This is a genomic window from Gemmatimonadota bacterium, assembly GCA_016704275.1.
Taxonomy (GTDB): domain Bacteria; phylum Gemmatimonadota; class Gemmatimonadetes; order Gemmatimonadales; family GWC2-71-9; genus Palsa-1233.
This window is the reverse complement of record JADJAK010000008.1, coordinates 148,090-174,169: the sequence shown is the minus strand read 5'-3', so window position 1 is coordinate 174,169 and position 26,080 is coordinate 148,090. Positions and strand designations below refer to the sequence as shown.

Genomic DNA, 26,080 nt, shown 5'->3' with positions numbered 1-26,080 from the left:
ACAAGATCGTGGCAGGCCCGCAGTGGGCAGGGATTCCGGCGGTGGATCGCCCCTGGTTCCTCACCGGGTGGCTCTACGCCATGGCGGGTGCCCCGGCGCGCGGCCGAGCGCTGATGGCCAGGATGCTGGTCGACATTCCCAACGCCGCCGCGTCACGGTCGCTCAAGGCGGGCGCCGCCTGGATCGACGCGGAATTCCTGCTAGCTGAGGGAAAGACGGCGGAGGCGATCGCGCAGTTCCGTGCGTCGATGACGGCCAGTGATGGTGGAGCGTCCGGGTTGACGCCCCGTGCCTATTTCGGCATTGCGCGCAGCTTCGACAAGGCGCAGCAGCGCGACTCGGCGATGGTCTACTACGAACGCTACTTGGGCGTCGAGCCCGCCGCCCGCTGGGGTGGGCTCAACGACCCGGTTGCCCTGGCCGCCACGCAGAAGCGCCTCGGCGAGCTCTACGACGCCAAGGGCGAGCGCACCTCGGCGATCAAGCACTACGACGCCTTCGTCACCCAGTGGAAGGATGCCGACGCCGAGTTGCAGCCGACGGTGGCGAGCGTGAAGAAGCGGCTCGAGGAGTTGCGGCGGCAGGGGATAGGATGAGGGAGAAGAGCGTCTACCCGTCGCTCGCTCGCTTACAACCTCGATCCCCCCAGTTTCGCCTCGCTTCTCGCTTCTCGCTTCTCGCCCCTCACCGCACTCGCAGCACCATCCATCGCACCGACCCACCCACCGTCGACGTCGCGACATAGCTCCCACCAGCCGCCGCATCATCAATCTGGAAGACGCCGCTGTTGCCCGAGGGCGACGTCTTTGACGTGGTCGCGCCGCTCCCTGCGGACACTCCGCCGGACGGCGTGACCCCGTTGTGCACGTAGAGCCCGTTGAACTCGCGGGCTGCGGTCCGGCTGGTCAGATCCTGAAAGCGTGGATTGCTGGTAAGGTCATCGGCAGCCTGCGCCATCGTCCATTCGAGCAGGGCATCGGCCGGATGCCACGACGGTCCGAAGCGCGTGCGCATCCGCGGCACCAATCCCTGACCGTACGACGCGCCCCCGAAACCGATGCCATACCAGCCTTCGATCGCCCCGATCTGCACCTCGCGAAGCGCATCGGGCCAGGTCATCCCGCGTTCCGTCACCAAGCGCTGCGCCAGATAGCGGAAGAACGCTGCCGACCCTCGATAGCCCAGCGTGAAGGGCCCGACATTGCCATTGGTGAAGATGGCGGTCTGCCGGCGCGGGTCGTTCCCGGCGAATGCCTCGAATTGCGTGTTGGCATTCCACGCGATGTTGTGCCGCTCCAGCGCGGTCAGCAGCTCGTGCAGCGATGCGCCGCCTTCCAGCGACCATGACTGCCCGAATGGTGACAGCCCGTTGCGCAGCTCGCGGTTCGAGAGGAACTGGTAGGTGTGCGTCGTCTCGTGGACGATGATCGGGTCCACGCCGCCGTCGTTGCAGTTGGCCGGGATGGCGTAGCAATTGGTCGCGTTGAGCAGCATGCTCACGAAGCTGAAGGCGCCTTGCGGCACGCTGCCGTCGGTGGTGGTGCGAATCGTGTTGGCCGTCCCGCCGGCCTCGAACATCACGACCAGCTGCCCCGAACCGGGTGAGGTGACGACGTCGCGGGTGGTGCCGAGCGACTGACGAAGCGAGGCGAGGTATTGGGTGTTGAGGAAGTCGAGCGTCGCCTCGATACGGGTGAGTGCCGCCGGGGCGAGGAGGGCATCGTCCGCCTGGATGATCGCCGCGACGACCTTCGGGCGCGTCGCGATGATGCGTGCAGTCGTCGCCGGTCGCGCGACGGCGGTCGGCTGGAAGTTGAAGGTGGCCCCCACAACCCACGGCGTCGTGCGGCAGTAGATGGCCCACGCGGCCGCAGTGGGTGTCGAACCGCAGGCCGCGAAGGGAACATCCATGAACACGCTGCCCGCCTGCGCGCCGCTGGCCAGCAGCGAGGTGGCGCGGCTCGACGTGGCCATCGGCGCGAACGGATTGGGCGCCGGTGCCGCGGCCACGAGCCCGGCACCGGACACCGTGGCTGGTGGACCGCTCTGATCCTGCAGCTGCAGGGTGACATCCCCGGGTGGGGGGAACTCGAACTGCGTCTCCGCCTGGACCATGCGACGGTCGTCGACCCAGGCGAGGAGGTAGCGCGCATTGGCGGCCTGCGGTGCGACGCGGAGGCAACCCGCCGCCGTGCTGGTCAGCGCAACGGCCTCACCTGTGGCGAGCGCGAGCTCCCCGGTGCGTGCCCGCGTGTATGGTGTCGTCACCGGGATCTCGAGGTCCACGTTGGTGGGCGTGAACCGATACGCCACGGTCCGGCCGGTGCACGGCCCGCCGCTCGCGGCCGCTGAGGTGACGAGGCGGAGCGTGGCACTGTCGCTGGTCGTGGCCTTGCTCACGCCGAGTGTGCCGGGAAAGAGCTGGTCGGGCACGACGGTCTGCATCCCGTAGCCCCGGATGGCGAGCGTGTCGCCGGTGCCGAGGTGGGTGCGCCCAGCAGGGCCGGCGAGGGCGGTGATCAGCGGTCGCGGGGGGACGACACGCACGATCACCGAATCGGTGAGCCCGTCCGCCGCCACATTGACCACGACCTCGCCCGGGCCCGCCGCCACCAACTGCCGTGCCGCCAGGGAACCGGCGTTGAGCACCGCGCGCTCCGTGAGCCAACGCCGCTCGGTGCGGACCGTGAGGGTCGGGGTGACGGATTGCCCGTCACGGGTCACCGTGAACGCGAGGGTCGCCCCAATCGTCGGTGTCGTCAGCAGGGTCGCCGACAAGACGAGCGGTCCGCCGGGCGGTGGTGGCGGCGGTGGTGGCGGCGGCGGTGGTGGTGGTGGCGGAGGCGGTGGTGGTGGTGGCGGCGTGGTCGGTGCACTTCCTCCGCCGCACGCGACGAGGAGGAGCAAACCACAGAGCAGTGGCGATCGCGTCATCGGCGACCTCGGCAGGGGCGGGGTTGGGAAATGGCACGGGATGCCCTCGCCAAGTATCGACCGCCTCCTACCCCTCGGCAAGCTGTTCGATCCGACACCACCGGCTCACCAGCTGCATCTCCTCCACCGACCGCACCCGCACGTCGCCGAGCGTTGAAGAGCCGACGACGATGGCGAGCGCCTGCGCACGCGAGATCGCCACGTTGAGGCGATTGGGTGAGAGCAGGAACTGTGGCCCGCGCGGCGCGTCATCGAGCGTGCTCGCGCACATCGACACGATCACCACCGGTGCCTCCTGCCCCTGGAACTTGTCGACCGATCCGATGCGCGCCGTGTCGCCGAGGCGGGCACGGAGTGCGCGGACCTGCAGGTTGAATGGCGCGACGATCAGGATGTCGTCGAGCGTCATCGGGCGCGGGGCGTTGCCGTGCACCGTGACAGTTCCTTGCAGCAGCGAGGCGACCAGGCCGACGATCGCCGCGACCTCTTCGTCGCTCCCCTGCGTGTTGCCCGCGTGCTCGACCGGGAGGAAGGCGACTCCGTGGCCGGTTGTGATCGGCGCGGTGGCAGGAAGCGCGACGTGATTGCCGGCCGTGAGGGGATCGCTGCCGAGCCGCCCCTCGTAGAACGACTCGGAGATCAGGCGGCAGACGTCGGGGTGCATCCGGAACGAGGTGCCGAGGAAGATGCCGAGCTCGTCAGGAATGACGGCGCGATCCTCGAGGAGATAGGCGAGGCAGGACTTGCCGCTCTCGCCGGGATGCTCCCCCTGCGTCGGTTGGGCGAGCTGCATCTGGTCGCCCATGAGGATCAGGTTGCGCGCCGACATCCCCGCCGCGACGGCGTTGGCGAGCGGCACTTGCCCGGCTTCGTCGATGAAGAGGTAGTCGAGTGCGCCGATCATCTCCGGCCGGCTGAAGAGCCACGCGGTGCCACCGACGACGCAGGAGCCCGCGGCCACGGCATCGGGAGCCTTCGCCGACTCGAGCAGGCGCATCGCGCCACTCACCGCCAGCGGGTGATCGCTCTCCTTCCCCACCTTGAGGACGCGTCCGGCGAGATCGGGGCGCTGCTGCAGCAACTTCTCCAGCACATTGAGGATCACGGCGTGGCCGGTCGCCATCACGCCGACGCGCTTGCCGTCGTCGAGCAGCGCCGCGATGAGCCGTGCCCCGGTCGTCGTCTTGCCGGTGCCCGGCGGCCCCTGGATGGCGAGCGTGGTGCCATCCATGGCGCGCACGGCGGCGATCGCACCATCGCTGCCGCTCCCTGCCGCGATCACGCGCCCACCGCCGTGGCCACGCAGTCGTGGGGCTCGGCGGTGAATCAGGTCATCGACTGCCGCTGACGCCGGCGTGCCCTCGTCCCAGCTGCGCACGTAGCGCTCGACCGATTCAGGGATGGGCGTCGGGTTCACGTACTCGTCGGGAATCAGCTGGCAATGCTCGGGGAGCGACCGCGCATTGCCGACCTTCAGTGTCAAGCGCCCGTTGGTCAGGTCCATCGTGTCGATCTTGGTGCTGGTGATGCCATCGCCGAGGACATACACGGCGGAGCCCGCGTGCAGTCGGGTGTCCTGTTCCGGATCGAAGGCATACTCGTAGACCGTCGACTTCTTCTCGGGCCAGGGCTCGCGCGCGGTCCGCGTGACACCGGCGAGGCAGTCCGCATCGGCGTGGAGCTCCAGCTCCGAGAGCGTCTGCCGTTCGAAGAAGCGCCACCACAGCGGCTTGGCGTCGCGGCGGTGATACTCCAGCAGCCAGCCGAGCAGCTCGGTCACACGCCGCTCCTCCGAATCCGGAGGGAGCGCCGCCGCGCGCTCGGCCAGGGCGGCCGCGTAGAGCTCGACCTCCTTCGGCACGCGATTGCTGATGGGGTCGGTCGGGGCGTCGGGGCGGGGAAGCCACGACAGCTCGGCCTCCTGCTGCCGCGCCAGCAGCCAATCGCGGAGCGGGACCATCGATTCGCAGTCGACGCGATTGTAGTCGCGGATGGCCGAGAGGATCGGCGACTCCGGCCACTGCCGGCTCTCGCCACTCTCGATCCATCGCTGGTACTCCACGACGGAGCCGCCGGCGCTGGTGATCGCCTCGGTCCGCGGCGGCATGTAGAGATGCTCGATCTCCTTCAGCGAATAGCTCGGCGTCCCGATCACCATCCCCTGCCGCACGACGGTGTAGAGATCGACGAAGACGTCGTGACGAAGCAGTTGGTCGAGCTCGTACTCGCGCGTCGCGTACTTGGTGCTCAATCGCGAGAAGGCGGTCCGCTCGTAGGCGGCGTAGTGATAGATGTGCATCGATGGGTCCTCCTTCAACCGCTCCCACGCCCAATCGATGAAGCCCTCGAAGGCGACGCGTTCCTCCGGTTCGTCGTGCGCCCACCAATCGTCGAAGGCGAGCTTGCCGTCCGTCGCGATCGTCGTGGCGCCGATGAGATACTCGAGCCCGCGTTCCGCGTAGGGAAAGCCCTCGAGATCGAGGAAGATGTCGAGCCGAGACGGTGGCGGCAGCAGGGCGAGGCCGCGGCGAGGCTGTTCGGTATCGAGCGGGCGCAGTGACCAGGCGATGGTGCCGGTGTTGCGCGTGGCGACCTGCAGCCTTGCCTGCTCGCGGATTGCCGCGAGGGACGCCGGCGAGATCCGCGGGATGGTCGCATCGGGTGCGAGGGTCGCCAGCTCTTCGACGGTGTCCACCGAGGCCGCGCGCAGTCGGATGATCTGGCTGCGACTGATGCCGGCGATCAGCGAGAGATCATCGACGTCGGTGAGCATCTGGAGTGCCGCCTCGCTCCACCGGCCGTGGGTACGGTCGAGGGCCGGATCGGGCAGCGTGTCGGTGTCCCACGATGCCTGGAAGCGCTCGAACGACTGCTTCAGGCGCCGGTAGTAGTGGATGACGTCGGCGGTGCGGAAGGTGGCCTCGCTGCCATCGCCCAGGATGAAGCCGAAGCGATCGGGCGCGCGCCCCTGCATCGCCTCGAGCATCTCGGCGTAGGCAGCAAGCTGCAGCAGGAAGTACGGCTTGGCGGAGCGGGCGAGCTTGGTGTCCCACGGTTCGTAGTGGTGATCGCCGAGGGTTGAGGCGCCCGGGACGCGATGGAGGAAATCGGCGATCCCCATCCATGGCTCGGCGCGGAGCTCGCCCTGAAAGATCACCGGGGCGCCTGCCTGCATCGCCGCGATCGTCAGCGCGTGGGCCTCGTCTGCGCGCGGCACTTCCACCAGGGTCGGCTCCTTGGCGCGGAGCCGAGCCAGGTGGGCGTCCTCGTGGGCCAACCCGCGCTGCTTCACGAGCTCGAGTTCCGCGTCGGCGCTGTCGGGGGCGAGTGCCCTCGCGCCCAGACGCTCCCGACCGCTTCCTCGCGCGCGTTCCGCGGCATTGCGCTCGCACCACGCCGCGAAGTCGCCCTCGAGGTAGGCGATCAGATCCTTGGGCGAGAAGCGATACGAACCGTCGGGGAGGCGCCGCATGAGAGATCCGTCGGGAGGGGTGCGGTGGAGACCTCCTATGATACCTCCGACCCGTGACAGGCGGGCGGGTGGCGGGGTGACAGTCACACCTCCCGTCTACCTTTCGGGGTCTCCCCTTCGGAGCCCGCCCTGAGCCAGCACACCAAACTCCGCCGCTGGATGGACCTCGTCGCCGCGCTGCTCGCCCGCAAGTACGGCGCGACGCTCGACGAACTGCGCGTCCTGGTTCCCGGCTATGGCACCGGCGCTCCGGAGGCGGTGCGGCGCGCCTTCGAGCGGGACAAGGACGAGCTCCGCGCCCTCGGCATTCCCATCGACACGGCCGGGACCCCGGGCGACGCCGAGAGCCGCTATCTGATTCGCGCCGACCGCTTCTACCTCCCCTATCTCGGCGTGGTCACTCCACGCGGCCTCAAAACCCCGCGACGGGTCGATCGCTACGGCTATCGTGCCCTCGCCTCCTTCAACTTCACCGACGACGAGTTCGCGCTGCTGGCCGACGCGGCCGCACGCGTCGCCGAGTGCGGTGACCCGACCCTGGCGGACGACGCGGCGCACGCGCTCCGCAAGCTCGCGCTCGATGTTCGCCCGCCCGACCTCGCGACCACACCGGGGATTGCCCTGAGCGCGCCACTCGCTGCCGCCGACCCCGCCATCCTCCGGAGTCTGGGCGACGCGCTGTTGGCGCGGAAGCAGGTGACCTTCACCTACTATGGCATCGAACGCGACGAGACCGAGCAACGGATCGTCCTGCCGTATGGCCTCTCCTTCACCAGTGGCCATTGGTATCTGCACGCGCTCGATCCGTCGCGCGGCTCGGTGCGGCGTTTCCGTGTCTCGCGAATGCGGCGCGTGATCGTCAACCGACGGAATCCGGGCAGTCAGGACTTCGAGATTCCACTGGACTTCCGGTTGGCGGAACGTGCGGTACCAGTCCCCGCGTGGGCGCTCGGTGACGAATCGCTGGTGCTCGTCGAAGTGCGCTTCGGGCGGAAGAACGGTGCGGTCCGCGCGGCGCGGGCGCTTGGCACCACGGTACGCGGTGCCCCCGACGTCACCCGCTACCGGGTGCGCCGTCGCGAGTCGTTCCTCCGTTGGCTTCTCGGGCTCGGGGGCGACGCCGTACCGGTCAGTCCGCCGGAGATGGTGCGCGGCTACCGCGAGCTGGTCGAGCGGACGCTGGCCGCGCTGGAGGTCGAATGACCACCGCCGCCGCGACCTTCCGCCGCTTGATGACGGTGCTGCCACGCTTCGCCGAGCGTGACACCCATCGCCTCGAGGACCTCGCCGCGGAGTGCGAGGTTCCGGTGGCGCAGTTGTCTGCCGACTTGCAGGCGTTGTCCAATCGCTTCGACGATCCCGGTGGCTATGTCGAGGGGGTGGCGGTGCTGATCGATGGCGAGGAGGTGTCGGTGCGGACCGACCACTTCCGTCGGCCGATGCGCCTCACCGTCGCCGAGCTCTGCGCGCTCGAACTCGGCCTCGCGCTGCTCGAACGGGAACACGATGGCGAGGAGACCGCCGCCCATCCGATGGCCCTGCTGCGGGCACGGCTCGCCGAGTTGATCACCAAGCTGCCGCAGGACGCCGCGTACGATGGCCTCCGCGACGGTGCCCTCGCCCATCCGGCACAGGCGCTGGCGGTGCCGCGACTCCGCGATGCGTTGCGCCGCCGTCGCGTGGTGGAGCTGCAATACCAGAAGGACCACGATGACGAGGCGCAACCGCGCGTGGTGCGTCCGTATGCGCTGCGCTTCAGCCGCGGAGCATGGTATCTGAGTGGCTGGTGCGAGCGCAGCGATGGCATGCGCCTCTTTCGCTGCGACCGCATCATGTCAGTCACGCTCACCGACCGCGAGCATGTGGTGCCAGCAGACTTTTCGGCCGATCAGCTGATGGTCGATGGCAAGGTCTTCCAGGGTGGCGAACCGACGCCGGAACTCACGGTGCGCTACAGCGCCGGCATCGCGCGGTGGATCGCCGAGCGAGATGGCGGGCCCGTCGAGGCGGACGGCAGTGCCGTGCGCACCATGCCACTAGCCGATCGCGACTGGGCCATCCGCCACGTGCTGCAGTACGGGCCGGATGCGCAGATCGTGAGCCCGGCCGAACTCCGCGACGAGCTGCGAGATCGACTTCAGCGGATGATCGATGATGGATGATCGATGATCGATGATCGATGAGTAGATTTGTTCCTTCCCTCACATCGGATCCTCCCATGCGCCTTGCCGTGCTCATCTCCGTGTGCCTTGCCGCGTGTACTCCGTCGACCGATACGCCGACGAACGCCGCGCCGCCAGATCGCCACGCCTACGTCTGGGCCGGCGGGATGGACTCCACCGTGGCCGACGTGCTGCTGGTGCTGGACATGGACTCCGCCTCCGCGACGTACGGCCAGGTCGTGGGGAGTGTCGCCACCGGGACGACGGACGGGATGCCGCACCACATCGAGCGTCGCGCGAGTGCCGACGGTCGGTTGCTCGCCAACGGCTGGCGCGCCAACACCAGCTGGCTCTTCGACGTCACCACACCGCGCGCGCCGACCATCCACGCGTCGCTGCAGACCGCCGGTGGGATCATCGGGTGGGCCCACGACTTCACTCGGCTGCCGAACGGCAACCTGCTGGTCGCCTTCAATGGCGGCCCCGGTGCGTATGTCGGCGCGGGCGGGCTCGGTGAACTCGATCGCGATGGTGCCGTGGTGCAGGCGGCGGTCGCGAAGAGCAGCGAGGCGGGCGACACCGCGATGACGCCGTACACCGTGCACCCAGTCCCCGGACGGGATCGCGCCGTCGTCGGACTCGGCGAAATGGGGATGGGGAAGGACTACAAGTATCACGACACCAGCACGCTGCAGTTGTGGTCGACCACGCCACTCGCCCCGCTTGCGCTGATTCCGCTCGCGCCGAACGGCACGGACCGCGGCCATGTCGCGCCCTCGACGGTCGCAACGACCGCCAACGGGGCGATGTTCGCGAACACCTTCTATTGCGGGCTCTATCACGTGCGCGGGCTCGAGGGCGACACGCCGATCGCGGCGCGCATCTTCACCTTCCCCGGCGGCGACACGGACGACAACCTCTGCGCCGTCGCCACGACGGTCGGGAACTACTGGATCCAGGCCGTAGCCGCACTCCCCGGCGTGATGGTGCTCGACCTGAGCGACCCCGCCGCACCGCGGGAAGTCGCGCGGCTGGTCGTCGACGGTGCACGCTTCGCCAAACCGCACTGGGTCTCCGCCAATCGGACCGGCACGCGCCTGGCCATCACCGGGATGGGCCCGTGGGTCCTGATGGCGCGCTTCGATCCGGCGACCGGAGCGATCGCGCTCGACTCGACCTTCCGCGAGGGGGGCACGCCGGGCATCACGGTGAAGGCGCCGAACGGTGCGATGCTCCATCCGCATGGGGTGGCGTGGGGGCCGTGATCAGTAACCGGTAACCAGTGACCGGTAACCAGTGACCAGTGACCAGTGACCGGTGAGGGGTGGGGGGCTGCCGCCCAAGGGAGGACCGGGGGGGCCGTCAGAGGAGGATCGCCTCGCGCGCAGCGCGAGTCGCGAGCCGACGGTTGACGGCTTCCCCCCGGCCGACCGTATGGCGGCGGCCACGGCGCGTCGAACTCGGCAAGGGGAAGGACTGGCGCATAATTAATTGAGCGATTAATGTACGGCCATGACCGCTCCCGATCCGACCCCAGCCTCCCGCGAGGCCATCCTCGACGCCGCCACCGATCTCTTTGCGAGGCAAGGACTTGAGTCCACCTCGATCAAGGAGATCGGGGCGGCTGCCGGGGTGAATCCTGCGCTCCTCTACTACTACTTCGCCGACAAACTGGCCCTTTACCAGGCCGTCATCGAGCGAATGGTCTCCAATTTTCCGGCCAGCCTCGCCGACATCGCCCAGCAGGCCGAGACACCGGCGTCGGGGATCGCCGCGATCATCCGGCGCCAGGCCGAACTCTTCCTCGCGCAGCCGCTGCTCCCGCGATTGATCGCCCGCGAGCTCGCCGACCACGAGGCGCGTCACGCCACGCCGTTCTTCCGCGAGCAGACTCGCCGCCTCCTCGGCGGGATCACCGGGCTGATTCGCGCCGGACAGGAACGCGGCGAGTTCCGCACCGACCTCGTCGCGGAGCACGTCGCCGTGTCGCTGCTGTCGCAGGTCAACTGGTTCTTCATCGCCGGACCGGTCCTCGAGATGATCGTCGACCGGCCCGGTTCGACGCGCGATGCCGCGTCGGTCCGTCAGTTTGCCGATCATGTCGTCCGCTTCTCGATGGCGGGCCTTGAACCTTCGCACCCCGTGAGTCGCTCATGATGCGCCGCGCCGCCACCATACCTTTGGTACTCCTGGCACTCGCCGCCTGCCGCGGCAACGCCGACGATGCGCTGACCGCTCGCGGCACCGTCGAAGTGCGCGAAGTCGACGTCGCGCCGATCGCGGCGGGCCGCCTCGTCTCGCTCCGGGTCGACGAGGGCGCCGCGGTGCAGGCCGGCGACACGCTCGCGATCCTCTCCGCGCCGACGCTGAGTGCGGATGCCGAAGTGGCGACGGCCCGCGTCAACTCGACGCGCGCGACGCTGCGCGACCTCGAGGCGGGCACCGATCCGCAGGAGATCGCCAAGGCCGCTGCGGAACTCGCCGCGAAGCAGGCCGATGCGACGCGCCTGGCGCATGATCGCGACCGGCTCAAGGCGCTGGCCGATGCAGGGGCGATCGCCCCGCGCGAGGCGGAGGCGGCGGCGACGGCGGCCGATGTGGCGGCAGCGGCGGTGACGTCGGCGCGTGAGATGCTGTCGCTCCGGAAGGCGGGGACGCGCAGCAACCGCATCGCGGCGGCGCGCGCCGATGTGGCGCAGGCGGAGGGGGTGCTGGCGGCGCGGTTGGCCACGAATGCCGATTTTGTCTTGATTGCGCCGATTGCCGGGGTCGTGCTGAATCGACTCGCCGAGCCGGGCGATCTGGTGCCGGTGGGCGGGGCGGTGCTGCGGATCGGGGCGATGCAGTCGCCCTGGGTGCGGATTTTCGTCCCGGCCTCCGTTCTGACGAGCCTTGCGGTGGGCGACTCTGCGATGATCTACCCACCCGGGGTGGGGGGGGTGGTGGCGAGAAAGGCGAGCCAGGACGACGAACCGCCGCCTCCCAACAGCCCTAACCGCCCCGGGTTCGGTCGCGTGGTCGCGATCAACCCACGCGCCGAGTATGTCACGCGCACGGCGCTCACGGAGGACGAGCGCGCCGATCTCCTCTTCGGCGTGAAGATCGAGATCGGTGAGCGCGATGGCCGCTTCAAGCCCGGGATGCCGGTCACCGTCACCCTGCAGCCGCGCCGACCGTTTCAGTGACCGCCGCCATCCACACCCGCGCGCTGCGCAAGAGCTTCGGCGAGTTGATCGCCGTCGATGCGCTCGACCTCGACGTCGCCCGCGGCGAGGTCTTCGGCCTCCTGGGTCCCAACGGCAGTGGCAAGACCACCACCATCCGCATGCTCTGCGGCCTGATGCCGCCAACGTCGGGTGAGATGACGGTGGTCGGCATCGATGCCGTCAAGGATCCGGAAGCGGTGCGCCGCCGGATCGGCTACATGTCGCAGCGCTTCGGCCTGTATGACGATCTCACCGTGGCCGAGAACTTCTCATTCTACGCCGGACTGTATGGACTGCACGGCAAGGTGAAGCGCGCCCGCGAGGACGAGCTCTTTGCCACGCTCGGCCTCACGCCGCGCCGGAAGCAGCTCGCCGGGACGCTCTCGGGGGGATGGAAGCAGAAGCTCGCCCTGGCCTGTGCCACGGCGCACAAACCCGATCTCGTCTTCCTCGACGAGCCGACGGCGGGCGTCGATCCGGCCGCGCGTCGCCGCTTCTGGGAGCTGATCCACGAATTCGCCTCGGGCGGGATGACGATCCTCGTCACCACGCACTACATGGATGAGGCTGCGCGCTGTGACCGCCTCGCCTTCCTCTCGCGCGGCCACCTGATCGGACTCGGCACACCGGACGAAATCACGGCGCAGTTCAACCAGCCGACCGTCGAGGATGTCTTCATCTCGTTGCAGGCCAAGGACGAGGGGCTGGCCGCGTGACGCGACTCATCGCCTGGGTGCGCGAGCTGACCATGTGGCCGATGCTGGTGAAGGAGTTCATCCAGCTCAGCCGGGACCGACCGACGATCGCCATGATGGTCGGCGTGCCGGCGATTCAGCTGATGCTCTTCGGCTTCGCGATCCGCACCGAGGTCCGCAACCTGCCGACCGCCGTCTACGACGAGGCGAAGAGCAGCGACTCGCGCGCGCTGGTGCAGACGATCCTCAACACGGGGAACTTCCGCTTCTACGCCGATGCCACCAGTCGCGACGAGGTGACGGCGTGGATCGAATCGGGGAAGGTCGCCGCGGCCATCGTCATCCCGCCCGACTTCACCCGCGACCTGGCGCGGCACCACACCGCCAAGGTGCAGGTGATCGTCGATGCGGCGGACCCACTCGCCTCGCAGGCGGCGATGAGTGGCGCGGCGATGGGTGGGCAGCAACGCGCGCTGGACATTGTCACCGCACGCGGCGGTGGTGGGGTGCCGCTCGAGGTGGTCGTCCGTCCACTCTACAACCCGACGATCCGGAGCGCGACCTACATCGTCCCCGGGATCATCGGCGTCCTGCTCTCGATGACGCTGGTGATCATCATGGGGATGTCGGTGGTGCGCGAGCGCGAGCGCGGCACACTGGAGCAGCTCGTCGTGACGCCGATCACGCGCACGTCACTGATGCTGGGGAAGGTGCTGCCGTTCGTGCTCGTGGGGTACGTGCAGATGACGGTGATTCTGACGCTCGGGCGACTCGTGTTCGATGTCCCCCTGCGCGGGTCGCTGCCACTGCTCTATCTGGCAGCGGTCGGCTTCATCGGGGCGAATCTGGCGATCGGCCTCTGGCTCTCGACCCTGGTGCGCACCCAGGCCCAGGCAATGCAGGCGGGCTTCCTCTTCCTGCTGCCGAACCTCCTGCTGTCGGGCTTCATGTTCCCCCGCGAGGCGATGCCGGAGCCGGCGCAGTGGATCGGTGCGGCCCTGCCGCTCACTTATTTCCTGCAGGTCCTCCGCGGCATCCTCCTCAAGGGAGTCGGGATCGACGCGCTGTGGCCCCAGATGTCGATCCTGATGGGGTTCGCGGTGCTGTTCATCGCGTTAGCCGTGCGGCGGTTTCATAAGACGGTGGAGTAGCGAGAAGCGAGAAGCGAGAAGCGAGAAGCGTGGCTCGGCGGGAAGATCTCTCCACTGGGCCACGCTTCTCGCTTCTCGCTTCTCGATCTCTACTTGATCTCGAAGTTCATCATCATCCCGCCATCCTCATGCACCACGTTGTGGCAGTGGAGCAGGTAGCGGCCACGATGCTGGGTGAACTGCGTGATGACTTCCACGGTTTCGCCCGGCTCCACGAGGACCGTGTCCTTCCAGCCGGTTTCCCACGGAAAGAGTCGCGCGCGGCCGCCGCTGCGTGAGAGGATCTGGAACTGGACCTCGTGCATGTGCACCGGGTGCGGAAACTGTGCGGTATTCACGAAGCGCCACACTTCGGTGCTGCCGAACGGGACGACCTCGTCGATCCGGTCCATCTCCCACGGCTTGCCGTTGATGGTGTGTTGCATCATCCGGCTGTCGAAGCGGAACTCGCGCACCTTCGTCTCGGCGGTGCGCACCAGCGGCGCAATCGTGGGGAACGGCTTCGGCACCCAGGGTCGCTCGGTCACCGCCTTGGTGACCACGAATTCCAGGAGGTCGAGGTCCGCGCCTTGTCCCTTGCCGCCGGCCCCCATCCGCCCCATCCCCATCCCCATCTCCCCCATCGGCGTGAACGGCAACGACTTCAGCATCACGCGCGTCCCCACGGCGAGTCCGCTGAAGTCGACCAGCAGATCGGCGCGTTCGCCGGTGCCGAGGTCGAGCCAGAACAGCTTCTGCGGGGCGGGGAGCAGGCCACCGTCGTTGCCGATCAGCGTCATCGCGGCGCCGGTGGAGAGGCCGAGGCGGGTGATGCGGGAACCCGTGCCGTTCACGACGCGGAGTCGATAGAGCGCGCTGTCGACGTTGTGCGTCGGCTCCATGATGCCGTTGCCGAACATCGTCGAGCCGAAGAAGCCCTCCATCCGCTCGTGCATCACGGGAGTGTAGGCGAACTCGTTGTTCGCATCGAACCGTCGTTCCTGCAGCAGCAGCGGAATCTCCCGCGCCCCGCTCGGCAGGCCGAGGGCGTCCTCCTCGGCGTCGCCGATGAGGAAGAGCCCGGCCATGCCGCGATAGATCTGTTCGCCGGTATGGTGGTGCGGATGCGCGTGGTACCAATACGTGCCCGCGCGATTCAGGATCGGGAACTCGTAGCGGTACGACGCACCGGTCTCGATGGCGAGTCGAGGGGCACCATCGGCGGCCTCGGGGACGGCGAGCCCGTGCCAGTGGAGGATCGACTGCTGCGGGAGCTTGTTCTGAAACGCGATCTGCGCGAGGTCGCCACGTCGCACCCGAATCGTCGCGCTGGCCGCCTGTCGCGAGCCGTCACCCACGACCCACGCGTTCGCCTGCACACCGGGCGCAATGTCGGCTCGGACCTGGCTCCCGATCAGCCGCTTGCCATCGGGGCGGTAGACCGGGGGCATCACCAACGGGGCCCGCTCCGCACGGCCGAGGGCGGCGAGATGGCGGCCACGTACAAAGGCGGCGGCGGTGGCGGCGGTGGCAAGGAAATCACGACGGCGCATGGCGGGACCAGGTGCAGGTGCGGGGGAAGGGAATCTTAATGGTGAACGGTGAACGGTGAAGGGGTGACCAGTAAACCGGTGACCGGTCACCAGGGGGCCTCCCTCTGGTCACAGGTCACAGGTTACAGGTTACTCGTCCCAACCCCTTGCATTATGTGTTGCCAACACGTATTGTTCCCCCATGTCGATCCGCTCCAGGCTCAACCAGTCGAAGTTCGCCAACCCCGCCGATGAGGCCGTGGTCGGCATTCTGATGGTGGCGGCCGAGGTGAATCGGGAGTTCGCCGAGCTCTGTCAGGCGAAGGGGATCACGCTCGAGCAGTACAACGTGCTGCGGATCCTGCGGGGCGCGAAGGACGACGGGTTGCCGCGCTGCGAGGTGGCGGGGCGGATGATCACCAAGGCGCCCGACGTGACGCGGATGATGGACCGGCTGGTGAAGCAGGGGTTGGTGATCCGCACCTGGGGGACCGAGAACCGGCGGCATTCCATCGCCAAGATCTCCCCGGAGGGGCTGGCGGTGTTGTCGGCCCTCGATCCGCACGTCGCGGCGGTGAATGCCCGGGTCGCGAGCCAGGTTGGCCCCGACGAGATCCAGGGGCTGATTGGCGCGTTGAACCGGATGCTCCCTTAGCCTCTGGAACGGGCTGGCCGGGTAACGTTGCGCGATAATATGTGTTGTAAACGTATTTCGTTTTTCGCAATTATTTACCGAGGAACTCTACAATGGCTGATCCGATGCTCTTTACCGCCACCGCGCTCGGCGCGATTCCAATTGCCAACCGCCTCGTCATGGCTCCGATGACGCGGAACCGGGCCGAGGCCGATGGCCGTCCCTCGCCGATGATGACCACCTACTACACGCAGCGCGCGTCGGCCGGGTTGATCGTCACCGAAATGGCGCAGATCGCCGCGACCGCCATCTCCTACGCCAACACGCCCGGCATCGAGACGGCGGAGCAGGTGGCGGGATGGAAGCAGATCACCGACGCCGTGCACGCGGAGGGCGGACGCATCGTGCTGCAGATCGCGCATGGCGGACGGATCTCCCATCCGTCGTTGCTTGGTGGCGCGACGCCGGTGGCGCCCTCCGCCATTCGTCCGGCCGGCGAGACGTGGACGCCGCTCGGCCTGGTGCCGTTCGAGACGCCGAGGGAACTCACCGCCGGCGAGATCATGGCGATCGTCACGCAGTTTCGCGTCGCGGCCACGAACGCGCGCGAGGCCGGCTTCGACGGCATCGAGTTGCACGCCGCGAACGGCTATCTGCTCGACCAGTTCCTGCGCAGCGGGAGCAACCAGCGCACCGACCAGTGGGGCGGCAGCGTCGCGAATCGCGCGCGCCTGTTGTTGGACGTGATCGAGGCGACGGTGGCCGTGTGGGGACCGGGCCGTGTTGGCGTGCGACTGTCGCCGTTCAACTCCTACAACGCCATGCACGACGACGCGCCGTTCACCACCTTTCCCGATGTGGCAGCGCTCCTCGACACACAGGCGCTGGCGTACCTGCACATCAACTACGGCGGCGGTTCGCCTGAGGATCGCGCGCGCATGCAGCACCTCCTCCGCGCCGCCTTCCACGGGGCGATCGTCGCCAACGCCGGCCTGAATGCGGAGTCGGGCGAGGAGGTGCTGGCCGAGCATCTCGCCGACGCGATCGCCTTCGGCGTGCCGTTCCTGGCCAATCCGGACTTGCCGCTCCGTCTTGCGAGCGGCGCAGAACTCAATCTTCCGGATGTGCCGACCTTCTATCAGGGCGGTGAGAAGGGCTACATCGATTACCCGTCGCTGCACGCCGGCGCCATCGCCTGAGTCACCGCGCGTGCACGTGAGTCGAATGCGGAGTGGTTTGCTCTGCATTCGACTTTCTTGTGTCGCCTATCAATCGCTCGGCCGCGACATACACTTCGGCACTGCATGCATTCTCCTCGATGTTCCGGAGTGCCGCCATGTCTACCTCGTTCTCTGCACGCACCATTCCCACGCCCATGATGATCGGCCTCACACTTGCCTTCACCGGCGTGCTGCTCGGCTTCCTCCTCGGCGGCGCATTCGGACTGCTCGAGCCGGCGATCCTCGCGCACCTCAAGGCCTCGGGTGAGGCGGTCCTCGCCACGACGTATGGCGGCGACGTCACGAAGCTCGATGCGGTCGTCGACAAGTCATGGACGTACATGCTGCGCGCGCACATGCACGGTGGCGCCATCGGATCGGCGGCACTCGGAGCGATCGGGATCCTGCTGGTCACCACCGGACGCGGTGGCATTGCGCAACTGAGTGCGCTCGCCATCGGCGGCGGTGCCCTGATCTATCCGACTTTCTGGCTGGTGACTGCCCTGGCCGCACCCGGACTCGGCGGCACGGGTGCCGCCAAAGACGCTTACGAGTGGATTGCAGTTCCCGGCGCGGGACTGGCGATTCTCGGCATGATCGGCTGCCTGATCGCCCTCTGGACGGATCGGCGAACGGCGTGACGTTGCCGCGGCGTTGAATCGACCAACCGCCGCGTCGGTGCGGTACGCGGCTCCACACGGCGCGGTCGATCATGCGGGATGGCCGACCACGGACGACCTGATCGCCGCACCATCCGCATGCCCGGCTGGAATTACCGTCGGGCCGGCTGGTACTTCGTGACGATCAATACCTGGGGGAGCTGCCACACCTTGGCGCGCGTCCGCTCGGGAAAAATGGTCCTGACGCGGATGGGGGAGATCGTTAGCGAGCGGTGGCATGCGATTCCGGGGCACCACCCCGCAGTGCGGCTGGATGAATTCGTGGTGATGCCGAGTCACATTCATGGCATCGTGGTGCTTACGAGCTCTGGTCCACCAGCAGACGGCCGTGGGTTGGGCTACTCCGCCGGGTCCCTCGCGGCGATCATCGGGTCATATAAGGCATCGTGCACCAGGATCGTCAGGGCAGAGATTCACCCACGGATGCAGGTTTGGCAGAGGAACTATTACGAACGCATCCTGATGGATCGGGAGGCGATCGATGCGGTCCGCAGGTATATCGTGGCCAATCCGTCGCGGTGGATTGCCGAGCGTCATCGGGCATGATGACCATGGGCGCGATCCCACCATCGGTGGATGTCGGGAGGTGCGGGTGGAAGGTCGTGTGTAGGGGCGCGGCCTGCCGCGCCCGTCCCACCATCGGTGGATGTCGGGAGGTGCGGGTGGAAGGTCATGTGTAGGGGCGCGGCCTGCCGCGCCCGTCCCACCATCGGTGGATGTCGGGAGGTGCGGGTGGAAGGTCGTGTGTAGGGGCGCGGCCTGCCGCGCCCGTCCCACCATCATCGGGATGTCGGCATGTCAACGACGGCGTCACGCGTCACGTCGCGGGGATTGGTGCGGACGGGAGGACGGGCGCGGCAGGCCGCGCCCCTACATCCGCGCCCCCCAATGCGCCGCGATGATCCCGGATGGGGCCGGGGGGCGGGCGGCGGCGTCCGCGCGCATTATCATTCCCCGATGCGATTCCTCGCCCCCGCGCTCCTCCTGCTGGCTGCGGCGCCCCTGCCGGCGCAGGCGCCGGTCCGGGCCCTCTCCTTCAATATCCGCTATGGCACCGCCGCGGATGGCGATCACGCCTGGCCGAATCGGCGCGGGCATGTGGTCACCCTGATCCGCGACCATGCGCCGCACCTGATCGGCTTTCAGGAGGCGCTCCGCTTCCAACTCGACGAACTCGAGCAGCGGCTCCATCGCTATCAGGAGATCGGCGTCGGGCGCGACGACGGCAAGACCGCCGGCGAATACGCCGCCATCTGGGTCGACACGCTCCGCTTCCGCGTGGTGACCAGCGGCACCTTCTGGTTCTCCGACACGCCCACGGTGCCTGGCTCCAAACACTGGGGCAACGGGATCACCCGCATCAGCACCTGGGCGCGACTGGTCGATCGCGCCACCGGCGACACCCTCCGCGTCTACAACAATCACTGGGATCATCAATCGCAACCGTCGCGCGAGAAGAGCGCGGCGCTGCTGTTGCAGCGGATTGCCCAGGATGGTGCGCCCGGGGACGGCATCCTCGTGTTCGGCGACTTCAACGCCGACGAGACGAATCCGGCGGCGCAGGCGATGGTCGCCTCGACGCGCACGCCGCTCCGCGACACTTTCCGCGCCGCCCACCCCGACGCGCGTGTCGTCGGGACCTTCAACAGCTTTCGCGGCGACTCGACCGGCGGCAAGATCGACTTCATCCTGGCCGATCCCGCCTGGCGCGTCAGTGATGCGGGGATCGACCGTCGTCGCTTCGGGCCGCTCTGGCCCTCCGATCATTTCGCCGTCTGGGCCGTGCTGCACCGGCCGCGTACCCCCTGATTCGCCACTATTCCGGAGTGCTCCATGCGCTGTGCCCCGATCGCCCTGCTCCTCGTCGCCGCCTGTGCACCGAAGGCCGCCTCCGATGCGGCCAATCCCGATAGCGGCAAGCAGGCGATGATGGCGCCGCCGCCGGGCGCGTCCGCCGCCGTCTTCAACTGCACCGACAAGGCGAAGACGGAGATCTTCGCGCTCTTCGCCACCGATTCGAGTGGCACCGGTGTGGTGTCGCTGGCGATCGGCGACGAGCGGATCCGTCTCCGTCAGGTCACGTCGGCGTCGGGGGCCCGGTACGCTGACTCCACCGCGACCTTCTGGAACAAGGGGAACGAGGTGACGCTGGAGCGGGGCGGGACGACGCTGACCTGCACCACCGCGCCGACGGCCACCGAGCCGCCCGCCCCGCCGGCCGAGAAGCCGGCCGGCGGCGAGTAACCGCTACGGCCCGGTCTCCTGATCCGACCCGCCTCGGCGGGATCACTCGACCCGCCCGCGACCCGCACAAGGTCGCGGCGCGGGAACTGAGCGCGCGACACCCCCGACTGGCTCGGCTGGTGGAGTTGGCGCACCCCCTGGAGCGGATCGTCCCCGACGAACGGCCGCTGACCGACCTGGTGGTCCGGACCGTGGTCGCCCAGTTGGTCTCGGCGGCAGCGGCACGCACGATCATGGAACGACTGCTGGTGGCGTTCGGGACGGCCGAGGGGGTGGTGGAGTGGGCGATGGCGACGCCGCCCGACGATCCGCCGGTGCACGGGCTGTCGCGCGGGAAGCGGAAGACCCTCGCGGCATGGGGGCGATACGTGGCGGAGCGGGGCGACCCGCGGTCGGCCTGGCAGGGCCTCGACGCCAATGCCCTGATCGCGGAAATCACTACCATCAAGGGGTTGGGGCCGTGGAGCGCCCAGATGGTGGCGATCTTCGGCTTCGGGCATCCCGAGATCTGGCCCACCGGTGATGCCGGCGTGGCGCGGGCGGCGGGCGTGGTCTTCCGGCGGATGAAGCCGGCGACGATCCGCCGGCTGATTGCGGGGTACGAGTCCCACGTGGCGATCTGCTGCTGGGCGCTGATCGACCAGCGCCGTCTGCACGAATTCGGTTAGTTTTTCCCCCGGCCATATTCCCGGAGTCGTCCCGTGCGTCCCATGCCGTTGCCTGAACTCGTCTACATCTATGCCTTGGTCGGCTTCTTCCTCGTGACGTTCATCGTCGCGAACGTCCTTGCCCGCGCGGTCGGCTACAAGGAGTAGCCGCGCTCAGGGGCCGACGAGGATCGTGGTGCGCCAGATGCCGGTGCCCGCCTCGATCGCGTCGAGCGGGACCAACACCGGAATGGTCAGCGACGGGTTGGTCGCGTTGATCAACAGCATCGTCGCGCCCGGGCCATACCGCCAATAGCCGAAGCGGCGGTCCGGTTCCGCGGCCGAGACCGGACAGCCGCAGGGTCCCGCCGCATCCTTCAGCGTCATGTCCACATTGAACTTGTCCGTCGCCAGCGACCTGACGAACGGCGTGAAATACGTCGTGCCGTTGATCACGTTGTCGATCGTCAGGCTCACGATCCCATCGGGATTGGTCAGGGTCGCGAGTGTTTCCGACAGCGGCTCGCCGGCCGTGCCGGCCTTGGCGCGGATGATGACCCAGCGCACGCGGGCGCTCGCCACCTTTTCCAGCTGCAGCGCGGTCGACGAGTTCTCCTGCATCGTCACCACGAGCGAGTCGTTCACGAAGAGCCGCACCGACGCCATCAGCTGGTTGGTGACCTCGAGCTGATAGACGTTCTGCGGGATGCTGAGCACCGTGAAGCTGGCCGACCCGGTCTTGCCGCCGGTGGTGGCGCTGACCGTGGCGCTGCCCGGCGAGACGGCGAGCAGCTGGCCCGCGCTGGTGACGGTGATCACGTCGGTGTTGGTCGAGGTCCACACCACGGTCCGATCCGTGACCTCGACGTCGAATTCGTCAATCACGGTCGGTCGCAACAGGAAGGTGGTCCCCAGCGAGATCGTCGCGGTGTCGGGGCGGATGGCGACGCTCTTCACCTCGGACGGAATCACGGCGACGGTCGCGAAGCCGGTGATGCCATTCACGCTCGCGAAGATCGGCGTGTTGGCGTTGTAGCGGAGCCCGAGCACGAGGCCGTTGGGCGCGACGATGGCGACGGTCGGATCGGAGACCGACCATTCCGGGGTGATCGGCACGATGCGGCCGCCGAGGTCCCGCCCGGTGGCGCGGACACGCGTGGTGTCACTCGACTTGATGACGGGGCGGTCGATGCTGACGGTGATCGCCTGCAGCGCGCCGTAGACCTGCACCTCGACCGTGTCCGCCTTGCCACCCGCCGAGGCGACCACCATCGCGCTGCCGGGGATGACGCCGGTGACCGTGCCCGATCCGCTGACGGTGGCGATGGTCGGCGCCAGTGAGCGCCAGGTGATCGGCGTCGTGACGGCGGTGCCCCCGGTGCCGATCGCGATCGCGGTCAGCGAGTCGATCCCCCCCACCCCAACCGAGAGCGTCGACGGGGTGATGACGACCACCTCGACGCCCGTGTTGCCGGTCGGCGAGCTGCTGCACGCGGCCAGGAGCAGGGCGATCGCGCCGAGCGATCGGGCCCGGCGAGGGGCAGGGAGGGGCGTCTTCGGGGCGGAGGTGGTGCGTCGCATCAGGTGCCTCGGGCATCGGGCAGAAAGTGACTGGGGTGAAATCTATCGTGGCCTTGGCCTCCCATGGGGAGGACCGGTGGTCTCATCCTTCGGCCCGTCGAAGCCGTATATTCAGCAGACGAACTCTGGGGGGCTTCCCCCGACCGACCAACGCACCAGGAATGACGTGACCGACGCCCTGCTCAACGACCTCAAGGCCGCCCTTGGCGAGGCCTACCTGATCGAGCGCGAACTCACCGGCGGCGGGATGAGCCGGGTGTTCGTGGCGCGCGAGCAGGCGCTGGGGCGTGAGGTCGTGATCAAGGTCCTGCCGCCCGAGTTGGCGGCCGGCGTCAATCGCGAGCGGTTCCGGCGCGAGGTGCAGCTGGCCGCTCGGCTCTCCCATCCCTACATCGTGCCGCTGCTCCACGCCGGCGAGGCGGGCGAGCTGCTCTGGTTCACGATGCCCTTCATCAGCGGCGAGTCGCTCCGGCATCGGCTCGAGCAGCAGGGCCCGCTGCCGGTGCGCGATACCATCGTCATGCTGCACGACGTCGTCGAGGCGCTGGCGTACGCGCATGCCCGCGGCGTGGTCCATCGCGACATCAAGCCGGCCAACATCCTCTCCGACGGGCAGCATGCCGTGGTCACCGACTTCGGCGTGGCGAAGGCGCTCTTCGCCGCGTTGCCGACCGGGATCGCGGGGCACACCACGTCGGGGATGGCGATCGGGACGCCCGCGTACATGGCGCCCGAACAACTCGCCGCCGACCCGGCCGCCGATCATCGCGTCGACATCTACGCGGTCGGGCTGCTTGCCTATGAACTGCTGATCGGTGCGAGCCCCTTCTCCGCGCCTTCCCCCACGGCGACGATGACGGCGCAGCTCACGCGCACACCGGAGTCGCTGCACGCGCTGCGCGCCGAGGTGCCGGAAGCGCTCTCGGTGCTGATTGCGCACTGCCTCGCGAAGAATCCGAGCGAGCGGCCGGCCGATGCGCAGACGGTGCTCCGCGAACTCGATCGCATCGCCGGGATGATGGCCGCCGACGCGCATCGCGAGACCTCGGGCGAGCGCACAGCCGTCGTGGTGCCGAAGAGCCGGATTCCGCTTGGGGTCGCGGCCGTGGCGCTGCTGACGGTACTGAGCGCGGCGGTGTACTGGGCGCAGATCAAGAACACCCCGCCACCCGCGACGCCCGCGGCGCCGAACACCGTCGTGGTGGCAGGGGGGCGCGACTCGTTGGAGGGGGCACCGCTGACCGGCAAGCCGCTCACGCGCGCGGACTCGCTCAAGATCGCGCAGCAGATGATGAGCGAGCTGGAGATGATGCGGGGCACGACGCCTCGGCGTACCGTCGTCGAGACGACGATGGTCACGTTGCCGCTCGACGTGCAGATCGCCTCCGTCGACTCGATCGTGCGAGCCCGCCTCGGGGAGCTGAGCCGTATGCGGATATCGACGCCGCCCACCGCGCCCGGAGTCACCGAGGTGGTCGGCGGGAGCGGTGCGAGCGGAGTGACGGCGGCCCCGGCCACCAAGACGCGTCGCCTCGTCCTGGTGACCGCGCCGCGCGCGCCCACGACACCGGAGCTCGCGGCGCTCAATGCGCAGGTGACGCAGGAGCTGGCGCGGCGCGTACGCGGAGGGACCGGCTGGGAGATCGTGGTGCCGGAGCAGGGCACCGAGCGCAACGTCCGCAACGTCGCCTTCGATGGGGCCGACGGCATGGTGCTGGTGCAACTGGCACCGAGCGGCAGCGATTCGGTCGACCTGCGGATCACCGTGCGCAACCTGGCGCCGGGGTCGGCCTTCAACGTCAACTTCGTCTCGAGTCAGGACGTCTACAAGCCGACGACGATCGAACCGTTCCGCGAGACGATCTTCCGCGCGTCCCGGATGATCGAGGACTTCAAGCGTGTGCCGGTGGGTGGGACGTGGCAGATGGACTTCAATCGGACCGGCCGGGCGACGTTCGACACCACCGGCGGGCGTCGGCCGAGCGGACCCGGCGGTCCGCGCGAAGGGATGGCCATCCCTGACAGCAACTACCGCCCCAAGTACCGGCCTCCCCAGCCGTGAGCCATCGATCATCGATGATCGATCATCGATGATCGAAACCACCCTGTCCATCCCGCCGTACGTTCCTCATGTTTCAATCTGAAAACGCCCCCTCCCCCGAGTTTCTGGCGCTCCAGGCGCAGGTCGCCGGGCGCTATTCGCTCGATCGGGAGCTGGGGCGTGGCGGGATGGGGATCGTCTTCCTGGCGCGAGAGGTCGCCCTCGACCGGCTCGTCGCCATCAAGCTGCTCCCCCCGGCCCTGGCGGCGAACGCCTCCCTCCGGGAGCGCTTCCTCCGCGAGGCGCGCACCGCCGCCCAGCTCTCCCATCCGCACATCGTCCCGATCCATGCCGTCGAATCGCACGAGGCGCTGGTCTTCTTCGTGATGACCTACGTGCGCGGCGAGACGTTGGGCGAGCGACTCCGCGCGCGCGGCGCGCTGCCGATGGCGGTGGCGTTGCGGGTGATGCAGGAGGTCAGTTGGGCGATTGCGCACGCGCATGCCCGCGGCGTGATCCATCGCGACATCAAGCCGGACAACATTCTCCTCGAAGAGGGGAACGACCGCGCCGTCGTGACGGACTTCGGCATCGCCGCCGTCGGCGAGGGAGACACGCCGGTCGGCACCGCGGTCGGGACGATGCACTACATGAGTCCCGAGCAAGCGGTCGGTGCGCCACCGGATGCCCGCGCCGACGTCTATGCGCTCGGCGTCACGGCGTTCATGGCGCTCGCCGGTCGCCGGCCGTTCGAAGGGGCCGAGGGGCGGGCGTTGCTGGCACAGCAGGCAGGCAGTGACGCCCCGTCGATTCGTTCGCTGGTGCCCGCGCTCGCCGCCGCCCCGGCCTCGGTGATCGATCGCGCGCTCGCCCGCGATCCCGGCGCACGGTGGCCCACGGTGGAGGAGTTCGCGGCGGCGCTGCAGGGAGCGCGGGCGCTCGAGCCGCAGCTCCCCGTGCCGCTGCAACGCTTCGCGCGCGAGATGCTGGTCCAGGGCAATCAGTTCAGCGCCGTGCTCGGCGGGACGTTGAGCGCCGGCATCGCCGCCGCGCTGATCGACATGGTGGTCGAGCACAACTTTCTCGGCCTCGAGAGCTTCCTCTTTCTGATGGTCGCCGCGCTCGGTGCCGGGCTGACGGTGCTGATGCTGGGGATGCAGGTCGCCTCCATCCGCGGCATTGCCGGGTGGGGCTACTCGCGCGAGGCCGTGCTCCGCGCCGTGCGCCAGCTCGAGGCCGAGGACGAAGGGACGACCCGCGCACCGTCGGGACGCCTCGGCGGCCTCTGGGACCGGCCGGTCGCCGTGAACGGACTCGGCGTGATGGCCACCTTCCTCGGCATCGTCGGTACCGTGAAGGCCGAGAGCCTCTTCGGGATCGCCTTCATGCTGGTCGCGTTGGTCGCACCAGTGGTCACGGTGCGACGCCTGGTGCAGCTCCACGGCGTGAAGGGGTCGTGGTGGGGGCGGCTGCTCGGCAGCAAGGTCGGCAAGCGGCTCTGGTCGGTCGCCACGCTCGGCCTCGGCAAGGTCCGGCAGGCGCCAACCTCGGGCGAGCCGACCGCGATCGCGCTCGGCGGCGCGATCCACGGGCTCTACGCGGCGCTGCCGCCGGGCGAGCAGAAGCTGCTCGCCGAGGTTCCCGATCTGATTGACCGCCTGGCAGCGCGCGCGCTTGATCGCGCCGATCCGCACAGCGTCGACGCCGTCATGGGGCTCGAGACGCTGCGGCTCGACCTGATGAAGCTGCGCGCCGGGCAGATCGCCGCCGACGGGATGACGGCGGATTTCGAGAAGTTGCGGGAGGTGGGGTACAGGGTCGACGCGGCAAGCGAACTGCAGGATGATCGATGATCGATGGTCGATGATCGATGGTCGAGGCACGTCATCCATGATCGCCCTG

Annotated in this window: 20 protein-coding genes; 16 read left to right on the top strand and 4 right to left on the bottom strand. The window is 68.5% G+C overall.

What is annotated here, in order from left to right; translation table 11 throughout:
- Positions 1 to 684: 684 nt before the first annotated feature.
- Positions 685 to 2,934, bottom strand: a complete 2,250-nt coding sequence (locus tag IPG05_15230) for a hypothetical protein (protein ID MBK6496428.1) — start codon at positions 2,932 to 2,934, stop codon at positions 685 to 687.
- A 67-nt stretch (positions 2,935 to 3,001) separates the two neighbouring features.
- Entirely contained in the window at positions 3,002 to 6,406 is a 3,405-nt protein-coding gene (locus IPG05_15225; GenBank protein ID MBK6496427.1) for a TM0106 family RecB-like putative nuclease, read from the bottom strand.
- 159 nt (positions 6,407 to 6,565) lie between these two features.
- On the opposite strand from IPG05_15225, the gene IPG05_15220 reads away from it, so the two are divergent.
- The 7 genes from IPG05_15220 to IPG05_15190 all read left to right on the top strand — a co-directional run bounded on the left by IPG05_15220 (position 6,566) and on the right by IPG05_15190 (position 13,620).
- On the top strand, positions 6,566 to 7,609 hold the full coding sequence (locus tag IPG05_15220; GenBank protein MBK6496426.1) for a WYL domain-containing protein: 1,044 nt from the start codon (positions 6,566 to 6,568) through the stop codon (positions 7,607 to 7,609).
- A complete protein-coding gene (locus tag IPG05_15215) occupies positions 7,606 to 8,568 on the top strand; it encodes a WYL domain-containing protein (protein MBK6496425.1) in 963 nt (320 codons plus the stop codon). The genes IPG05_15220 and IPG05_15215 overlap by 4 nt, the downstream gene beginning before the upstream one ends.
- A gap of 56 nt (positions 8,569 to 8,624) precedes the next feature.
- Positions 8,625 to 9,833, top strand: coding sequence for a hypothetical protein (locus IPG05_15210; GenBank protein MBK6496424.1), 1,209 nt, complete (start codon positions 8,625 to 8,627; stop codon positions 9,831 to 9,833).
- A gap of 247 nt (positions 9,834 to 10,080) precedes the next feature.
- Positions 10,081 to 10,725 (top strand): TetR/AcrR family transcriptional regulator, encoded by a 645-nt coding sequence (locus IPG05_15205; protein MBK6496423.1) that lies wholly within the window; start codon positions 10,081 to 10,083, stop codon positions 10,723 to 10,725.
- Positions 10,722 to 11,753 (top strand): efflux RND transporter periplasmic adaptor subunit, encoded by a 1,032-nt coding sequence (locus IPG05_15200; protein MBK6496422.1) that lies wholly within the window; start codon positions 10,722 to 10,724, stop codon positions 11,751 to 11,753. Before IPG05_15205 ends, IPG05_15200 begins: the two co-directional genes overlap by 4 nt.
- Positions 11,750 to 12,490: an ABC transporter ATP-binding protein gene (locus IPG05_15195; GenBank protein MBK6496421.1), complete on the top strand. Its 741-nt coding sequence runs from the start codon at positions 11,750 to 11,752 to the stop codon at positions 12,488 to 12,490. The genes IPG05_15200 and IPG05_15195 overlap by 4 nt, the downstream gene beginning before the upstream one ends.
- Positions 12,491 to 12,531: 41 nt before the next feature.
- Positions 12,532 to 13,620, top strand: a complete 1,089-nt coding sequence (locus IPG05_15190) for an ABC transporter permease (protein MBK6496420.1) — start codon at positions 12,532 to 12,534, stop codon at positions 13,618 to 13,620.
- Between the two features lie 89 nt (positions 13,621 to 13,709).
- Here IPG05_15190 and IPG05_15185 read toward each other — a convergent pair whose 3' ends face one another.
- Positions 13,710 to 15,152, bottom strand: a complete 1,443-nt coding sequence (locus IPG05_15185; protein MBK6496419.1) for a multicopper oxidase domain-containing protein — start codon at positions 15,150 to 15,152, stop codon at positions 13,710 to 13,712.
- Between the two features lie 181 nt (positions 15,153 to 15,333).
- On the opposite strand from IPG05_15185, the gene IPG05_15180 reads away from it, so the two are divergent.
- The 7 genes from IPG05_15180 to IPG05_15150 all read left to right on the top strand — a co-directional run bounded on the left by IPG05_15180 (position 15,334) and on the right by IPG05_15150 (position 20,577).
- Positions 15,334 to 15,786 (top strand): MarR family transcriptional regulator, encoded by a 453-nt coding sequence (locus tag IPG05_15180; protein ID MBK6496418.1) that lies wholly within the window; start codon positions 15,334 to 15,336, stop codon positions 15,784 to 15,786.
- A 92-nt stretch (positions 15,787 to 15,878) separates the two neighbouring features.
- Positions 15,879 to 16,964 carry an alkene reductase gene (locus IPG05_15175; GenBank protein MBK6496417.1) on the top strand — a complete coding sequence of 362 codons (1,086 nt, stop codon included), beginning with the start codon at positions 15,879 to 15,881 and terminating at the stop codon, positions 16,962 to 16,964.
- Between the two features lie 137 nt (positions 16,965 to 17,101).
- A complete protein-coding gene (locus tag IPG05_15170; protein MBK6496416.1) occupies positions 17,102 to 17,626 on the top strand; it encodes a hypothetical protein in 525 nt (174 codons plus the stop codon).
- Positions 17,627 to 17,704: 78 nt separating this feature from the next.
- A complete protein-coding gene (locus IPG05_15165) occupies positions 17,705 to 18,211 on the top strand; it encodes a transposase (GenBank protein MBK6496415.1) in 507 nt (168 codons plus the stop codon).
- 411 nt (positions 18,212 to 18,622) lie between these two features.
- On the top strand, positions 18,623 to 19,474 hold the full coding sequence (locus IPG05_15160) for an endonuclease/exonuclease/phosphatase family protein (protein ID MBK6496414.1): 852 nt from the start codon (positions 18,623 to 18,625) through the stop codon (positions 19,472 to 19,474).
- A gap of 24 nt (positions 19,475 to 19,498) precedes the next feature.
- Positions 19,499 to 19,909 carry an MliC family protein gene (locus IPG05_15155; GenBank protein ID MBK6496413.1) on the top strand — a complete coding sequence of 137 codons (411 nt, stop codon included), beginning with the start codon at positions 19,499 to 19,501 and terminating at the stop codon, positions 19,907 to 19,909.
- 125 nt (positions 19,910 to 20,034) lie between these two features.
- Positions 20,035 to 20,577 (top strand): hypothetical protein, encoded by a 543-nt coding sequence (locus IPG05_15150; protein MBK6496412.1) that lies wholly within the window; start codon positions 20,035 to 20,037, stop codon positions 20,575 to 20,577.
- Positions 20,578 to 20,730: 153 nt separating this feature from the next.
- Here the strand turns inward: IPG05_15150 and IPG05_15145 are convergent, their stop codons facing one another.
- Positions 20,731 to 22,137, bottom strand: a complete 1,407-nt coding sequence (locus IPG05_15145; protein MBK6496411.1) for an Ig-like domain-containing protein — start codon at positions 22,135 to 22,137, stop codon at positions 20,731 to 20,733.
- 166 nt (positions 22,138 to 22,303) lie between these two features.
- On the opposite strand from IPG05_15145, the gene IPG05_15140 reads away from it, so the two are divergent.
- Entirely contained in the window at positions 22,304 to 24,199 is a 1,896-nt protein-coding gene (locus tag IPG05_15140) for a serine/threonine protein kinase (protein ID MBK6496410.1), read from the top strand.
- Positions 24,200 to 24,267: 68 nt separating this feature from the next.
- Complete coding sequence (locus IPG05_15135) at positions 24,268 to 26,031, top strand: serine/threonine protein kinase (protein MBK6496409.1); 1,764 nt, start codon at positions 24,268 to 24,270, stop codon at positions 26,029 to 26,031.
- Positions 26,032 to 26,080: the final 49 nt, after the last annotated feature.

What these genes read in the sequence shown, in the direction of transcription:
- IPG05_15230 (MBK6496428.1), bottom strand. Translation starts at nt 2,934, where the DNA reads ATGACGCGATCGCCACTGCTCTGTGGTTTGCTCCTCCTCGTCGCGTGC.
- IPG05_15225 (MBK6496427.1), bottom strand. Translation starts at nt 6,406, where the DNA reads ATGCGGCGCCTCCCCGACGGTTCGTATCGCTTCTCGCCCAAGGATCTG.
- IPG05_15220 (MBK6496426.1), top strand. Translation starts at nt 6,566, where the DNA reads ATGGACCTCGTCGCCGCGCTGCTCGCCCGCAAGTACGGCGCGACGCTC.
- IPG05_15215 (MBK6496425.1), top strand. Translation starts at nt 7,606, where the DNA reads ATGACCACCGCCGCCGCGACCTTCCGCCGCTTGATGACGGTGCTGCCA.
- IPG05_15210 (MBK6496424.1), top strand. Translation starts at nt 8,625, where the DNA reads ATGCGCCTTGCCGTGCTCATCTCCGTGTGCCTTGCCGCGTGTACTCCG.
- IPG05_15205 (MBK6496423.1), top strand. Translation starts at nt 10,081, where the DNA reads ATGACCGCTCCCGATCCGACCCCAGCCTCCCGCGAGGCCATCCTCGAC.
- IPG05_15200 (MBK6496422.1), top strand. Translation starts at nt 10,722, where the DNA reads ATGATGCGCCGCGCCGCCACCATACCTTTGGTACTCCTGGCACTCGCC.
- IPG05_15190 (MBK6496420.1), top strand. Translation starts at nt 12,532, where the DNA reads ATGCTGGTGAAGGAGTTCATCCAGCTCAGCCGGGACCGACCGACGATC.
- IPG05_15185 (MBK6496419.1), bottom strand. Translation starts at nt 15,152, where the DNA reads ATGCGCCGTCGTGATTTCCTTGCCACCGCCGCCACCGCCGCCGCCTTT.
- IPG05_15180 (MBK6496418.1), top strand. Translation starts at nt 15,334, where the DNA reads ATGTCGATCCGCTCCAGGCTCAACCAGTCGAAGTTCGCCAACCCCGCC.
- IPG05_15175 (MBK6496417.1), top strand. Translation starts at nt 15,879, where the DNA reads ATGGCTGATCCGATGCTCTTTACCGCCACCGCGCTCGGCGCGATTCCA.
- IPG05_15170 (MBK6496416.1), top strand. Translation starts at nt 17,102, where the DNA reads ATGTCTACCTCGTTCTCTGCACGCACCATTCCCACGCCCATGATGATC.
- IPG05_15165 (MBK6496415.1), top strand. Translation starts at nt 17,705, where the DNA reads ATGGCCGACCACGGACGACCTGATCGCCGCACCATCCGCATGCCCGGC.
- IPG05_15160 (MBK6496414.1), top strand. Translation starts at nt 18,623, where the DNA reads ATGCGATTCCTCGCCCCCGCGCTCCTCCTGCTGGCTGCGGCGCCCCTG.
- IPG05_15155 (MBK6496413.1), top strand. Translation starts at nt 19,499, where the DNA reads ATGCGCTGTGCCCCGATCGCCCTGCTCCTCGTCGCCGCCTGTGCACCG.
- IPG05_15145 (MBK6496411.1), bottom strand. Translation starts at nt 22,137, where the DNA reads ATGCGACGCACCACCTCCGCCCCGAAGACGCCCCTCCCTGCCCCTCGC.
- IPG05_15135 (MBK6496409.1), top strand. Translation starts at nt 24,268, where the DNA reads ATGTTTCAATCTGAAAACGCCCCCTCCCCCGAGTTTCTGGCGCTCCAG.